This is a genomic window from Klebsiella sp. 54 (assembly GCF_018223875.1).
GTDB lineage: Bacteria > Pseudomonadota > Gammaproteobacteria > Enterobacterales > Enterobacteriaceae > Klebsiella > Klebsiella quasipneumoniae.
Genome location: NZ_JAGRRA010000002.1, coordinates 1,010,168 through 1,022,374 on the forward strand (window position 1 = coordinate 1,010,168; position 12,207 = coordinate 1,022,374).

The following is a 12,207-nucleotide window of genomic DNA, read 5'->3' on the forward strand; positions in this document are numbered from 1 at the left end:
AGCGAAGTGTGGCTGAGGTTGGATACCCCAGCCACATTTCCTGCGCACCGGATGATCGCGCCAGAAACGAGTTACTCTGCGTTAAAAATAATAAATTCAGGCTGGTAGCTGACCGGGAAATTGACCGATCGGGCGATAAAACAGACGTGATGGATCTGCTGATGAAGGGCCGCGGCGGCGTCGAGATCGGTACCTGGTAATACGGTGATTTTCGGCCGGAGGGTAGCAGAAATAAAGCGACCCGCGCCCCCTTTTAATACTTCACCCGTTGCCACCGGCGAGTCCTGATATTCCATGACCGTAATGCCGGCATCTGAGGCCAGATGTAAGTACCACAGCATGTGACAGGCAGAGAGAGAAGAGAGCAGGAGATCTTCCGGGTTCATTTTGCCGGGATCGCCGCCCAGTAATGGATCATTTGAACAATGAATGGGTTCTTTTCCCTTTACCGCGATATCCCAGGTCCGGGCATAAGCCTTGTAACCCGAGGTACCCGTGCCCTGATTGCCGGTCCATGTGATATGACTGGTATAAGCATGTTCCATTGGTTTGCCTTTCTCTATAGAGGGATGAATTTCTTCACTGCGGTATCGTCCAGTTGCATTGCCTGAACGAAGCCGCAGGTAGAATCGCAAGGTTGTCATGACGTTGGCTCGAATGGTATAATGGTATACCATTTATGAATGATGTAAAGAGAGCCAAATGAACGCTGCTACCCGTTCGACCGCCGATATCCTTGCCAGTGAGTTAAAAATCTTAATCAACAAGGGGGCATTGCGAGATGGCGACCGGCTTGTGGAGCGCGACCTGGCCTGCCAGTTTTCTGTCAGCCGTATCCCAATGAGAGAAGCGATACAGCAGCTTGAGCGCGAAGGTCTGGTTGAGATTTTCAGAAATCGTGGCGCGGTGGTGAAAACGCTGACGGCCGCAGATGTCGATGAAATTTATCAGCTGCGGGCACTCCTGGAAGGTGAAGCCATTTTTCATAGCCTGGAGAATATGGACCCGGAAACGCTTGCCCGGGCAGAGCTGGTGCATCAGCTGCTGAGTAGCGCTTCTGAACCCGAGCTGCAGGGGAGGTATAACCGGGAGTTTCATGAACTGCTGTATCGGAAGTGTAACAATCAGCGCCTGTTGAAGATGATCGGTGAATTGCGCGAGCAGATTGAAAGATATGAGCTTTTTCAGAACAGACTGCTGTCGGATACGCTGAAATTCCAGGATGAGCATCAGCAGATCCTGATGGCCTGCCAGCAAAATAATCCACAGGAGGCTCGGGCATATACTGTGAAACATATTCTTTCAGCAGGTGAAATCCTTCGCGCCTATATTGTAAGCCGTTAATGGTTGCGTAAAGCGGCTGCGTTGTTCACGCATAAATTGCCATCCGTCTCAGCTCAATGCTATAAGAAAAGAGCCGTTTTAATGGCGCTTATGTTTTATCTGTAAGGAATAAGTGAAGGTCAGATAATGATTACGTCAGTGCAGCCAACCACCACCGTCACCACCACCACGACCGTAACCTGCGGTGGTGTGGGCGTATCTGTGACCGGCTCCTGACAAAAAGATCCTCACTCCCCGCCAATGTGGACGGGGAGAGACCTCTCCGTTCGTGACAGACTGAATGGAGGCCCATCATGATTTCATCTGAGCATGCCCTGTTAATTATCGATATGCAGCAGGGGCTTTTCCGTGGCCCGGTTTCCCCGTATCAGGCCGATGCGCTTCTGGCGAACGTTTGCCTGCTGATTGAAAAAGCGAGACAGGCTGAGGTGCCCGTCTTCTTTGCCCGCCATACCGGAGCTGACGACTCTCCGTTCTCCGCGCAAAGTCCATTAACTCAACTGCTGCCTGAGATGGGTGTTAACGGCGAGCGGGATATCGTCTTTATTAAAAAGTACCCTTCCTGTTTCCAGCAAACTGACCTTGCGCATCAGCTCGCTCAGGCCGGCGTAAAACAGCTGGTTATTGCCGGGATGAAAACCGAATTCTGCGTGGACACGACCTGCCGAGCGGCATCGGCGCTGGGATTACGGACGGTGCTGATCTCAGATGCGCACTCAACCATGGATAACGAACGTTTATCAGCGCCTGACATCATTGGCCATCACAATGTCACCCTTGCCGGGCCATTTGTGACGCTGTCGACCGCCGCAGAGTGGCGCTTTTCGGCAGCGAAATAAGGATGAAGAAAGGCAGCCCGAGGGCTCCCTTTCGCTACGCCTGCTCATCCGGTTTTACTGCCCATGGCGGCGCAGGGTGGAGGCGGGGTGGCGCCGGAGCGCCTCTTCGGGACGCACAGGGCGCCGCACCAGTTCGCCGCCGCAGTTCGGGCAATGGCCGTTAAGCCGCGCCGTCATGCAGTCCTGGCAAAAGGTGCACTCGAACGAACAGATAAACGCTTCGCGTGAGTCTGGCGGCAGATCTTTATCACAGCATTCGCAATTCGGGCGTAACTCGAGCATTTCCTTCCCCTGTGGTTAACGGCTGTATCAGCGACGGCCGGCCAGCGCATGCTGTTTTTATAGCACGGCGCAGACTGGCCTCCGAGGGATTTCGCTGCGTTAATCTCCGCCTCAAAGCGTTGCCTTTCCGGGCTGCATCCCCGGCACGAGGATCACTTTGCGGCATGCCTCTTCACGTTTCTCAAAGATCTGATAGCCGCGCGCGGCCTCCTCCAGAGGCATATGGTGAGTGACAATCTCCTCCGGGGTGAGCAACCCTTGCTCAATAAGCGCCAGTAGATCCGGCAACCAGGCATGGACGTGGGTTTGCCCCATTCTGAAGGTCAGCCCCTTATCAAAGGCATCGCCAAACATAAATCCGTGAATGAAACCGGCGTAAACCCCGGGCACGCTGACGATGCCGCCGCGGCGCACGGCAGCGATGCACTGGCGCAGCGCTTTCCCGCTGCTGCCCTCGATTTTCAGGGTGCTGAGGACGGTTTCCGTAAGGCTGCCTTTCGCCTCGAAGCCGACGGCGTCAATCACCGCATCGACGCCGCGATGGCCGGCGGTGTTGTCGATAATCCACTGCGCCGGATCGTCATGGTGGTCGAAGTTTATCGGGATCGCGCCATAGCGCCGCTGCGCGAAGTCGAGTCGGTAATCGTTATGATCGATGATAAATATCTGCTCTGCGCCATTGAGCCTGGCGCAGGAGGCACACAGCAGGCCAACCGGGCCGGCGCCAAAAATAGCCACGCTGCTGCCGGGTTTGACCTCGGCGTTTTTTACCGCCTGCCAGGCGGTAGGCAGAATATCTGACAGAAACAGCACCTTTTCATCGGGTAAGGTGTCCGGCACTTTAAACGGTCCGGTATTGGCTTTGGGAACGCGCACATATTCCGCCTGGCCGCCGGGGATCCCGCCGTACAAATCGCTGTAGCCGAACAGGGCCGCCGGTGGCGAAATGCCTTTTCGGTTGAGCGTCGCCCCCTGGCCGCTATTGGTGCTTTCGCAGGCGGCATATTGCTGCAGGCGACAAAAGAAGCAGTCTCCGCAGGCGATGACAAACGGGATAACCACCCGATCACCTTTACGAACCGCGGTGACCTCGGAACCGGCTTCCACCACTTCCCCCATAAATTCATGGCCGAAAATATCACCATGGTGCGTGCCGGGGATCTTACCGCGGTAAAGGTGCAGATCGGAACCGCAGATCGCCGTCGCCGTGACGCGCAGAATAATATCGTCCGGCGCCTCAAGGGCCGGGTCGGGCATGGTGTCGACGCTGACATGATGGGGGCCATGATAAGTGAGTGCTTTCATAAAGTCTTCTCCTGGAGAGAATGGCTGATAGCAGCAGGCGAAAAGGCATTGTGACCTAACGTTATTGCCGCCGATAAACCACAGTAAAAATAAAGCGTAGAGTACTTATAATGGAACTGCGTGATATTCCACTCAGTGAATGTATTCCACGCTTCGCTTATTTAGCGGCTGGTTTGTTGAGGTTATTTGAGGTTATTTGCCTATTCCCCTTATGTATGCCAGGCTTAATCGGGCATGATATTCGCTCCGTTTTATTTTCCAGCCGCTTCCCCAGCGGCTTTTTTTTTGGCCTTAAAAAAAGAAAAAATCTGAATTTCAACCAGACTAAGGGCGTTACTGCCGCTTCGTTATATAACCCAACAGGAGTACTCCGCCGGTATAAATAATTCTTTGCCACAGTGGTGCTCTGTGTGCATTATTTCCCTGAACACAGTAAGTTAGCGGTAATGTACCGTCTGGTTATTTTTGATGTGTTTTGTAGAATTATTCCGAATTACTCCTAAAAGGCATCAAAAACACGGGATAATAATTTGACTAACCAGCATTACCCGCTAGATTTAAATATCGAACGACGAGTGATACGGAATATTTTCGTATCGTACTGACATAACCGATATACATGAGGTGAAATATGGCAGAGCATCGTGGTGGTTCCGGAAATTTTGCTGAAGACCGTGAAAAAGCTTCTGAAGCAGGTCGTAAAGGTGGTCAGCACAGCGGCGGGAACTTTAAAAATGATCCGCAGCGTGCGTCTGAAGCGGGTAAAAAAGGCGGACAAAACAGCCACGGCGGTGGCCGCAAGTCCGATAATTCCTGATTATCATTTTCCTTGCACCCTGAAGTGAAAGTATCTCCTGCGAGTCTGTCACAGACTCGCAGTTATTTTCTGACTCCAGAAGGTATTTCTATGAATATGAAAAGCATTGAAGATGTATTTATTCACCTGCTCTCAGATACCTATAGCGCAGAGAAACAATTAACCCGCGGGCTGGCAAAACTGGCCAGAGCGGCGTCCAGTGAAAAACTCAGCGCGGCGTTCAATGCTCATCTTGAAGAAACCCAGGGCCAGATTGAACGTATCGACCAGATTATTGAGCAGGAATCTGGTCTGAAAATCAAACGCATGAAATGCGTGGCCATGGAAGGATTGATCGAAGAGGCCAATGAAGTCGTTGAGAGCACGGAAAAAAATGAGGTACGCGATGCCGCGTTAATTGCCGCTGCGCAAAAGGTCGAGCATTACGAAATTGCCAGTTACGGTACCCTGGTTACCCTGGCGGAACAGTTGGGTTATAAAAAAGCGGTCAAATTGCTGGCCGAAACCCTGGAAGAAGAAAAGCAAACCGATGTTAAATTAACCGACCTGGCGGTGGGTAATATTAATAAAAAAGCGGAAAAATAAACGCTCCCTGACACGAGGAAATCACGATGAATCACATTGAACATTATCATGACTGGCTACGAGATGCGCATGCCATGGAAAAACAGGCAGAATCCATGCTGGAATCAATGGCTGGCCGTATCGATAATTATCCGGATCTCCGTGCCAGAATCGAACAGCATATTAATGAGACCAAACGGCAAATTACCGTGCTGGAAGAGATCCTCGACCGCAACGACATTTCGCGCTCGGTGATTAAAGATTCGATGAGTAAAATGGCGGCTCTCGGCCAGTCCATTGGCGGAATGTTTCCTTCCGATGAAATCGTCAAAGGCTCGATCAGCGGGTACGTTTTCGAGCAGTTTGAGATCGCCTGCTATACCTCTCTGCTGGCGGCCGCTGAAAAAGCGGGCGATACCGCCTCCATCCCAGCCATTGAGGCCATCCTGGCGGAAGAGCGGGAAATGGCCGACTGGCTGATCAAACATATTCCTCAGACCACGGAGCAGTTTCTCCTGCGTTCAGATGCTGACGGCGTAGAAGCGAAAAAATAGCCCAGGAGGCAGGCCTATGTTTCGTCATGTGAAACAACTGCAGTATACCGTGCGCGTTGCTGAACCCAACCCGGGGCTCGCGAATTTACTGCTCGAACAGTTTGGCGGCCCTCAGGGCGAGCTGGCCGCCGCGTGTCGTTATTTCACTCAGGGATTAAGCGATGACGATCCCGGCCGTAAAGACATGCTGATGGATATCGCGACAGAGGAGCTAAGCCATCTGGAGATCATTGGCACCCTGGTCGGCATGCTAAATAAAGGCGCCAAAGGGGTGCTGGCGGAGGGCACCGAGAGCGAGGCGGAACTCTATCGTTCGCTCACCGCCAACGGCAACGACAGCCATATTACGTCGCTGCTCTACGGCGGCGGTACTCCGCTGACCAACTCGGCGGGCGTGCCGTGGACAGCGGCCTACATTGATACTATCGGCGAACCCACCGCAGACCTGCGATCCAACGTCGCGGCGGAGGCGAGGGCGAAGATCGTCTATGAACGGCTGATCAACGTGACCGACGATCCCGGCGTGAAGGACGCGCTGGCGTTCCTGATGACTCGCGAAGCGGCGCATCAGCTCTCTTTTGAGAAGGCGCTGCAGTCGATTCGTAATAACTATCCGCCGGGCAAACTGCCGCCCATTAGCGAGTACGCGAACACCTACTACAATATGTCTGAGGGTGGAGAAGTACGCGGCAGCTGGAACAGTGACAAACACTTCGATTATGTCAAGGATCCGCAGCCGGCCGTGGATGGCGGAGATGGCAGCGCCTCTGTCGGCCTGACGCCGGAGCAGGAAGCGCTGTGCAAAGCGATGCTGAAGCGAACACAGTCTGACCCGCAGGGTGATCCTTTGACCGGCGCCGAACTCGGCGCCGGTAAGCAAAACACGTCATCATCGGCTAAGTGATGTTCGCATAAGCCCCGGCTGCGGCCGGGGCGTTTCACAATGATGGTGCGGATTATGTTTGAATTTGACGCGTTTCATCTGGCCCGACTGCAATTTGCCTTTACCGTTTCCTTCCATATTCTGTTTCCGGCCATCACCATCGGCCTTGCCAGCTACCTTGTGGTGCTGGAGGGGATGTGGCTGAGAACCCGGGATAACGTCTGGCGCTCGCTCTACAACTTCTGGCTGAAAATTTTCGCCGTCAATTTTGGTATGGGCGTGGTTTCCGGATTAGTCATGTCCTATCAGTTCGGCACCAACTGGAGCGGATTCTCTCAATTTGCCGGCAGTATTACCGGCCCGCTGCTGCTGTATGAAGTGCTGACCGCCTTCTTCCTCGAAGCGGGATTCCTCGGCGTGATGCTGTTCGGCTGGAGCAAGGTGCCGCCAGCGCTGCATTTTTTTACCACCTGCATGGTAGCCCTTGGCACCCTGGTCTCCACCTTCTGGATCCTCGCCTCCAATAGCTGGATGCAGACGCCGCAGGGTTTTACCCTCGAAAATGGCCACCTCATCCCGCAGGACTGGCTGGCGATTATCTTTAATCCCTCGTTCCCGTATCGCTTATTCCATATGGCGATCGCCGCGTTTCTCAGTAGCGCCATGTTCGTCGGGGCCTCCGCCGCCTGGCATCTGCTGCGCGGCAACGACTCGCCGGCCATCCGCAAAATGCTGTCGATGGCGATGTGGATGGCGCTGCTGGTGGCGCCGATCCAGGCGGTGGTGGGTGATATGCACGGTCTTAATACCCTCGAACATCAGCCGGCGAAGATTGCGGCGATTGAGGGGCACTGGGAAAACCGGCCCGGCGAGGCCACCCCGTTGCTGCTGTTTGGTCTGCCGGATATGGAGCAGGAGCGCACCCGCTATGGCCTGGAGATCCCGGCGCTCGGCAGCCTGATCCTCACCCATAGCCTGCATAAGCAGGTGCCGGCCCTGAAAGATTTCCCGAAAGAGGACCGGCCCTATTCGCCCGCCGTGTTCTGGTCGTTTCGCATTATGGTTGGGATGGGGGTGTTGATGATCGCCTTAGGGATCTGCAGCGCCTGGCTTCGCTATCGGCGGCGGCTGTACCATTCGCGTCCCTTCCAGTGGTTTGCGCTCTGTATGGGTCCCGCCGGTCTGATTGCGCTGGTCGCCGGGTGGGTGACCACCGAGATGGGCCGTCAGCCGTGGGTGATCTACGGTTTGCTGCGCACCCGGGACGCGGTGTCGTTGCACAGTACGCTGCAGATGGCTATCAGCCTGCTGGTGTTTATCGTGGTTTACTGCGCGGTGTTTGGCGTGGGGTATTACTATATCTTCCGGCTTATCAAAAAAGGGCCGCAGCCGGTGACGGAGCTGACCTCGCAAACCGCAGGCACCCCGGCGCGTCCGCTCTCGGCGGCAGAGCCGGTGCGGGATGAGGAGAACGCATCATGAGCATCGATATCTCGGTGATTTGGTTTGTCATCATTGTCTTCGCCACGTTGATGTATATCGTGATGGATGGTTTCGATTTAGGCATCGGGATGCTGTTCAGCGTGGTGCATGACGCCGAAGAGCGCGATGTGATGGTTAACAGCGTGGCGCCCGTCTGGGATGGTAACGAAACCTGGCTGGTGCTCGGCGGGGCAGGGCTGTTCGGCGCCTTTCCGCTGGCTTACGCGGTGATCACCGATGCGCTGGTTATCCCGCTGACGGCGATGCTCATCGGCCTGATTTTCCGCGGCGTGGCGTTTGAGTTTCGTTTTAAAGCGGTTCCCTCGCATCGCACCTTCTGGGACTATGCCTTCGCCGGCGGCTCGCTGCTGGCGACCTTCAGCCAGGGGATTGTCGTCGGCGCCTTTATCAACGGCTTTGCGGTAGCCGACCGCCGCTTCGCCGGCTCGACGCTGGACTGGCTTACCCCCTTCAATCTGTTCTGCGGTCTGGGGCTGGTAGTAGCCTATCTGCTGTTGGGCACCACGTGGCTGATCATGAAAAGCGAAGGCGCGTTGCAGCAACGGATGCGCGAGCTGACCCGCAAGGCGCTGCTGGCGTTGATGGCGGTGATCGCGGTGGTCAGCGTCTGGACGCCGTTGGGCTGGCGCTACGTGGCGGAACGCTGGTTTACGCTGCCCAATTTCTTCTGGTTCGTGCCGGTGCCGATCCTGGTGCTGACCCTGAGCTTGTGGATCTGGCGCCTGAGTGCGCGCCCCGCAAGCCATGCTCGTCCCTTTATCCTGACGCTGGGCCTGATATTCCTCGGCTTCAGCGGGCTGGGAATCAGCGTCTGGCCGAACATTATTCCGCCGCACATCTCCCTGTGGGATGCCGCCGCGCCGCCCTCCAGCCAGGTATTTATGCTGCCGGGGGCGCTGCTGATCATCCCGGTGATCCTGATGTATACCGCCTGGAGCTATTACGTCTTTCGCGGCAAAGTGTCCGGCAGCGAAGGCTATCACTGAGCGAGATACGCGCCGGCGGCCCGGGAATGAACCAGGTAGTCGCGGGCAGACCGGCGATCCGTTCCCTCCTTGCTTGGGCAGGGTGTCAATATGGGGGCGCACCGGCAGCCCGAAGCCGTCGGTCAGGTCGGCGCTTAAGATACCGATCGTTATCTTCTCCACCCGGATCACCGCGGGGTCAAAAAGGGTTCCGGGCCTGGAGACGGCGGCAAAGCCCAACATGCGCAAGGTGTCACCCGCCAACAGGAAAGCGTACCCACGCGATGTGCGTTCAATCAGGGGCAGGCTGTGACTCCCTGCGAGCCACAGAGCCCGCATGATGCTGGCCTGACGCCCGCCGGGGAAGGCGGGCAGAGGCTTACGCTTTTGGCGACTTGATCTTAATAATAAATCGCTCATTCACCCGGGTGATCCTCGCGCCAATGTCGCCAAACTCGGTGGCGATTTTAAAAAAATCGTCTGCGGCGACGTCAAAATCGAGTTCGATTTTCTGATGTTGTCCTGTCGCCAGTAACTCATAGAAATGGTCAAGGCTGCGGGCTTTTTCGCTGGGCATCGTATTTCTCCATGGTCAACCAATCAGCAGGGCGTTTATGACTTATAGCGCATTCCGGATTATTCAGCAGAATGGTAATGGCGCCTGATATAAGATTATGCAATGACAGTAAGAGTGAGGTAGGGCGATATTATTCCGTGTTGTTAAACCGTGCGGTCGCGCGTTTGCCGGCGATACCATGACGGCAGGAACCATCCTGCGGCGTCGGCTGATGATAGACATTGTTTGATGACAATTTGATGTCAGTAAAATGAACCTGCAAGGGCTCGGGATTTCATATCGCTAAATAATTTTTAATCTGTGGCTGTTAAGGTAGTTCTTAACTACCTTATGGTGATGGGGCTTTATTTTTATGGCCAACGGCGAGGGAACAACGATGCAATTACTTGATTTATTCGCAGGCTTATTGTGGTTAAGCAGCGTTATTTTCCTGCTGTTTGTTCTTGATGTGGTCATCACCCGTTATCTTTATCGTAAATAACCGACAGAGGCGACGGCGCTGGGCATAGGGTACCGCGCCGGAGGATGATAGTATAACGCCGGGACTGATTCAGGAAGGAATGTGCGGTGCTCGGGAGAATTGATTACGATATTGAAAAATACCAGTTTACCGAAGCCGGTGAAACGTCGCGGCTGCGGGAGCAGTGGCGAGAAGTCTATCAGGAGTGCCGTCAGCTGCAGGCCGGGGCAGAGGAGCGTCTGCGCATTGCGTTGCTGAACGTCGACTATGTCACCAGCTTCGAGCTGCCTTTTCGCCTGCTGCTGGTGCGCGCGCCGCAGCTGATCGCCGACGTCCGCGAGACGCTGCAGCTCAGTCGTAAAGCCGCCGTTTTCAACGGCAAACGTTACGGCTGCGTCTACAGTTTGAAGCAGGATTTACAGGCTGTACCGGAGAGCTTTCATTACCACCTGACAAACCGTATTCGTCGCGTCGAGGCGACGGGCCAGACGGCGGCGCCGTACCAGCAGATCGCCCGGGAGATTAAACCAGCCCGGGATCGACTCCGGCAGGCATTAATCGCCGGCCTGCCGGTTACCGCGCTGGATGCCCTGTTCTGGTTCGGCAGTCAGCGGGTAGCGGCGGACATTGCCCAGCTGCGCCGGTCCGGTATGGCCATTGTCACTGAGGAGGTGGAGGTCTGCGACACTCTGTTCAATACCACCCGGCGGGTACCGGTTTATCGTCTGGCCAGCGCGTGAGCGGGCCTCCCTTCGCCCAGCCGCTGCCTCTGCAGGCAGTCGACCATTGCTCCATCAAACCAGACGCACAGGCCTCTGGCGGCATGCCGCGGAGCCGGTTCCAGCCACGCGCTGGCGCTGAGCATGACTAGCATCAGCGCCAGCGGAACCCCGTATATTCTTCTCACTACCCTTTTCCCACTTCGCCTCTTTTGCCAGTAAGGTAGCGGGAAAATATGACGTTTCGTTGACCCGTCTGCCTGATTTATCGCCTGCAGACGGCGTGGCAGGCGGGCCGTGCCGGGTGATGCGTTATTGATCTTCGGCATAAAAATGCCAAAAACTGGCGGCTTGTTTTTTTTCGGTTTTATTACTCCATGCTTTTTTCCCCGTAGAGAAAAAGCATGAAGCCGCAATGCCTGGTGATGGATTATTTTGTAACTAGCTGGTTTGAAACGATATTTTAATTTTGACTTAGGTGGGGATGACAGCGGTGGCAAATTTATATTAATTCACTTTACCGATCAATAAATTATATCTTGATAGCTTTTAGCTATCGAATGTTTCTTATCGATCATTTTAAACTATTTTTGTTGGCGGGAAATATATGACATGCTTTAACCCTTTCTTATTTCTGGTATTTTTTAAATGGTTAAAGAAAACGTGAAAAATACCTCTTATCGCTTCGTTCTGGAGCCCGCTATTAGCGATGATGGTGCCTACCACTCGTGGGAATTGCTCACTAAAGACATTATAGCACCCGCACAAAATAACACCTCCGCGCCCACGTTTTCTTTCTCCACTCTCACCGAACGCGACAAGCTTGCACTATTTACCCGGCAAATCGAATTGCTTTCCGTCTTTGATTTTTCCCAGGTCGATAATAAGCCGATCTCGCTGAATATTGATGATTTATTAAGCCATTTTATTCTGACCGATCGCTATCTGTGTGATTTTCTGCGCGCCAGTAAATACATCGCCCTGGAAATAAATGAGAATTTTCATGAGTTTATCGCCGGTCGCGAACTGACGGCGCTGAGCACGCTGGCGGCGCTTTGCCCGGTCTGGCTGGATGACTTTGGACGCGGACGCACGACTTTCCGGCTGCTGGAGCGATTTCGCTTCGATTGCGTCAAAGTGGATAAAGATTATTTCTGGGACAAAGAAAACGATCCCGCTTTGCCTGGGCTGTTACAGGCTATTCATACCCTGACCGGGCATGTGATTGTGGAGGGGATCGAAACCGAAAAGCAAAAACGGTTAATCACTGCGGCCGGGGATATCATTGGTCAGGGCCGTTACTGGAAGGATGAATATATCTTTCTCTGCTGCTGAGCCCCCACCGGGTCGAGGTTTCGGTGACCTGCCATTCTTTTCTTATCCAGTTTTAAACGA

At 54.3% G+C, this 12,207-nt stretch carries 16 protein-coding genes and 1 pseudogene; 12 read left to right on the plus strand and 5 right to left on the minus strand.

Going from position 1 to position 12,207, the window contains the following annotated elements:
* Positions 1–71: 71 nt before the first annotated feature.
* Complete coding sequence (locus tag KHQ24_RS06445; RefSeq protein WP_004203707.1) at positions 72–545, minus strand: OsmC family protein; 474 nt, start codon at positions 543–545, stop codon at positions 72–74.
* Positions 546–702: 157 nt separating this feature from the next.
* On the opposite strand from KHQ24_RS06445, the gene KHQ24_RS06450 reads away from it, so the two are divergent.
* Complete coding sequence (locus tag KHQ24_RS06450) at positions 703–1,344, plus strand: GntR family transcriptional regulator (protein WP_004203708.1); 642 nt, start codon at positions 703–705, stop codon at positions 1,342–1,344.
* A 293-nt stretch (positions 1,345–1,637) separates the two neighbouring features.
* Complete coding sequence (locus KHQ24_RS06455) at positions 1,638–2,183, plus strand: cysteine hydrolase family protein (RefSeq protein WP_048294493.1); 546 nt, start codon at positions 1,638–1,640, stop codon at positions 2,181–2,183.
* Positions 2,184–2,237: 54 nt separating this feature from the next.
* Here KHQ24_RS06455 and KHQ24_RS06460 read toward each other — a convergent pair whose 3' ends face one another.
* Positions 2,238–2,465, minus strand: a complete 228-nt coding sequence (locus KHQ24_RS06460) for a DUF1272 domain-containing protein (RefSeq protein WP_004203710.1) — start codon at positions 2,463–2,465, stop codon at positions 2,238–2,240.
* Between the two features lie 111 nt (positions 2,466–2,576).
* On the minus strand, positions 2,577–3,770 hold the full coding sequence (locus KHQ24_RS06465; RefSeq protein WP_004203711.1) for a zinc-dependent alcohol dehydrogenase: 1,194 nt from the start codon (positions 3,768–3,770) through the stop codon (positions 2,577–2,579).
* A 110-nt stretch (positions 3,771–3,880) separates the two neighbouring features.
* Here KHQ24_RS06465 and KHQ24_RS06470 point away from each other — a divergent pair, with 110 nt between their 5' ends.
* From KHQ24_RS06470 to cydB, 7 genes are all read left to right on the plus strand, one after another.
* Positions 3,881–4,156 carry a hypothetical protein gene (locus KHQ24_RS06470; RefSeq protein WP_139785822.1) on the plus strand — a complete coding sequence of 92 codons (276 nt, stop codon included), beginning with the start codon at positions 3,881–3,883 and terminating at the stop codon, positions 4,154–4,156.
* A 245-nt stretch (positions 4,157–4,401) separates the two neighbouring features.
* A complete protein-coding gene (locus tag KHQ24_RS06475) occupies positions 4,402–4,587 on the plus strand; it encodes a general stress protein (protein WP_004150795.1) in 186 nt (61 codons plus the stop codon).
* 90 nt (positions 4,588–4,677) lie between these two features.
* The gene (locus tag KHQ24_RS06480) at positions 4,678–5,172 is read left to right on the plus strand and encodes a ferritin-like domain-containing protein (RefSeq protein WP_008807707.1); all 495 of its coding nucleotides are present in this window, start codon (positions 4,678–4,680) and stop codon (positions 5,170–5,172) included.
* Between the two features lie 26 nt (positions 5,173–5,198).
* Entirely contained in the window at positions 5,199–5,705 is a 507-nt protein-coding gene (locus KHQ24_RS06485) for a ferritin-like domain-containing protein (RefSeq protein WP_004203713.1), read from the plus strand.
* A 16-nt stretch (positions 5,706–5,721) separates the two neighbouring features.
* Positions 5,722–6,609 carry a manganese catalase family protein gene (locus KHQ24_RS06490; protein ID WP_064150287.1) on the plus strand — a complete coding sequence of 296 codons (888 nt, stop codon included), beginning with the start codon at positions 5,722–5,724 and terminating at the stop codon, positions 6,607–6,609.
* Positions 6,610–6,663: 54 nt separating this feature from the next.
* The gene (locus KHQ24_RS06495; RefSeq protein WP_004203714.1) at positions 6,664–8,070 is read left to right on the plus strand and encodes a cytochrome ubiquinol oxidase subunit I; all 1,407 of its coding nucleotides are present in this window, start codon (positions 6,664–6,666) and stop codon (positions 8,068–8,070) included.
* Entirely contained in the window at positions 8,067–9,077 is a 1,011-nt protein-coding gene (gene cydB / locus KHQ24_RS06500) for a cytochrome d ubiquinol oxidase subunit II (RefSeq protein ID WP_023317966.1), read from the plus strand. The genes KHQ24_RS06495 and cydB overlap by 4 nt, the downstream gene beginning before the upstream one ends.
* 132 nt (positions 9,078–9,209) lie before the next feature.
* On the opposite strand, the pseudogene KHQ24_RS24390 reads toward cydB, so the two are convergent.
* Positions 9,210–9,476 (minus strand): annotated as a pseudogene (locus tag KHQ24_RS24390) (FUSC family protein); the annotation flags it as partial.
* Positions 9,436–9,633 carry a hypothetical protein gene (locus tag KHQ24_RS06510; RefSeq protein WP_004203716.1) on the minus strand — a complete coding sequence of 66 codons (198 nt, stop codon included), beginning with the start codon at positions 9,631–9,633 and terminating at the stop codon, positions 9,436–9,438. The pseudogene KHQ24_RS24390 and the gene KHQ24_RS06510, both read right to left, overlap by 41 nt.
* A 567-nt stretch (positions 9,634–10,200) precedes the next feature.
* On the opposite strand from KHQ24_RS06510, the gene KHQ24_RS06515 reads away from it, so the two are divergent.
* From KHQ24_RS06515 to KHQ24_RS06525, 3 genes are all read left to right on the plus strand, one after another.
* Complete coding sequence (locus tag KHQ24_RS06515; protein ID WP_048323830.1) at positions 10,201–10,833, plus strand: helix-turn-helix domain-containing protein; 633 nt, start codon at positions 10,201–10,203, stop codon at positions 10,831–10,833.
* 45 nt (positions 10,834–10,878) lie between these two features.
* A complete protein-coding gene (locus tag KHQ24_RS06520) occupies positions 10,879–11,034 on the plus strand; it encodes a hypothetical protein (RefSeq protein ID WP_032425982.1) in 156 nt (51 codons plus the stop codon).
* A gap of 426 nt (positions 11,035–11,460) precedes the next feature.
* On the plus strand, positions 11,461–12,147 hold the full coding sequence (locus tag KHQ24_RS06525; RefSeq protein ID WP_004203719.1) for an EAL domain-containing protein: 687 nt from the start codon (positions 11,461–11,463) through the stop codon (positions 12,145–12,147).
* The last annotated feature ends 60 nt before the right edge of the window (positions 12,148–12,207 follow it).

Bases quoted from the DNA above. Each gene is read 5' to 3' on its own strand.
- KHQ24_RS06445 (WP_004203707.1), bottom strand. From the start codon at position 545: ATGGAACATGCTTATACCAGTCATATCACATGGACCGGCAATCAGGGC.
- KHQ24_RS06450 (WP_004203708.1), top strand. From the start codon at position 703: ATGAACGCTGCTACCCGTTCGACCGCCGATATCCTTGCCAGTGAGTTA.
- KHQ24_RS06455 (WP_048294493.1), top strand. From the start codon at position 1,638: ATGATTTCATCTGAGCATGCCCTGTTAATTATCGATATGCAGCAGGGG.
- KHQ24_RS06460 (WP_004203710.1), bottom strand. From the start codon at position 2,465: ATGCTCGAGTTACGCCCGAATTGCGAATGCTGTGATAAAGATCTGCCG.
- KHQ24_RS06465 (WP_004203711.1), bottom strand. From the start codon at position 3,770: ATGAAAGCACTCACTTATCATGGCCCCCATCATGTCAGCGTCGACACC.
- KHQ24_RS06470 (WP_139785822.1), top strand. From the start codon at position 3,881: ATGGAACTGCGTGATATTCCACTCAGTGAATGTATTCCACGCTTCGCT.
- KHQ24_RS06475 (WP_004150795.1), top strand. From the start codon at position 4,402: ATGGCAGAGCATCGTGGTGGTTCCGGAAATTTTGCTGAAGACCGTGAA.
- KHQ24_RS06480 (WP_008807707.1), top strand. From the start codon at position 4,678: ATGAATATGAAAAGCATTGAAGATGTATTTATTCACCTGCTCTCAGAT.
- KHQ24_RS06485 (WP_004203713.1), top strand. From the start codon at position 5,199: ATGAATCACATTGAACATTATCATGACTGGCTACGAGATGCGCATGCC.
- KHQ24_RS06490 (WP_064150287.1), top strand. From the start codon at position 5,722: ATGTTTCGTCATGTGAAACAACTGCAGTATACCGTGCGCGTTGCTGAA.
- KHQ24_RS06495 (WP_004203714.1), top strand. From the start codon at position 6,664: ATGTTTGAATTTGACGCGTTTCATCTGGCCCGACTGCAATTTGCCTTT.
- cydB (WP_023317966.1), top strand. From the start codon at position 8,067: ATGAGCATCGATATCTCGGTGATTTGGTTTGTCATCATTGTCTTCGCC.
- KHQ24_RS06510 (WP_004203716.1), bottom strand. From the start codon at position 9,633: ATGCCCAGCGAAAAAGCCCGCAGCCTTGACCATTTCTATGAGTTACTG.
- KHQ24_RS06525 (WP_004203719.1), top strand. From the start codon at position 11,461: ATGGTTAAAGAAAACGTGAAAAATACCTCTTATCGCTTCGTTCTGGAG.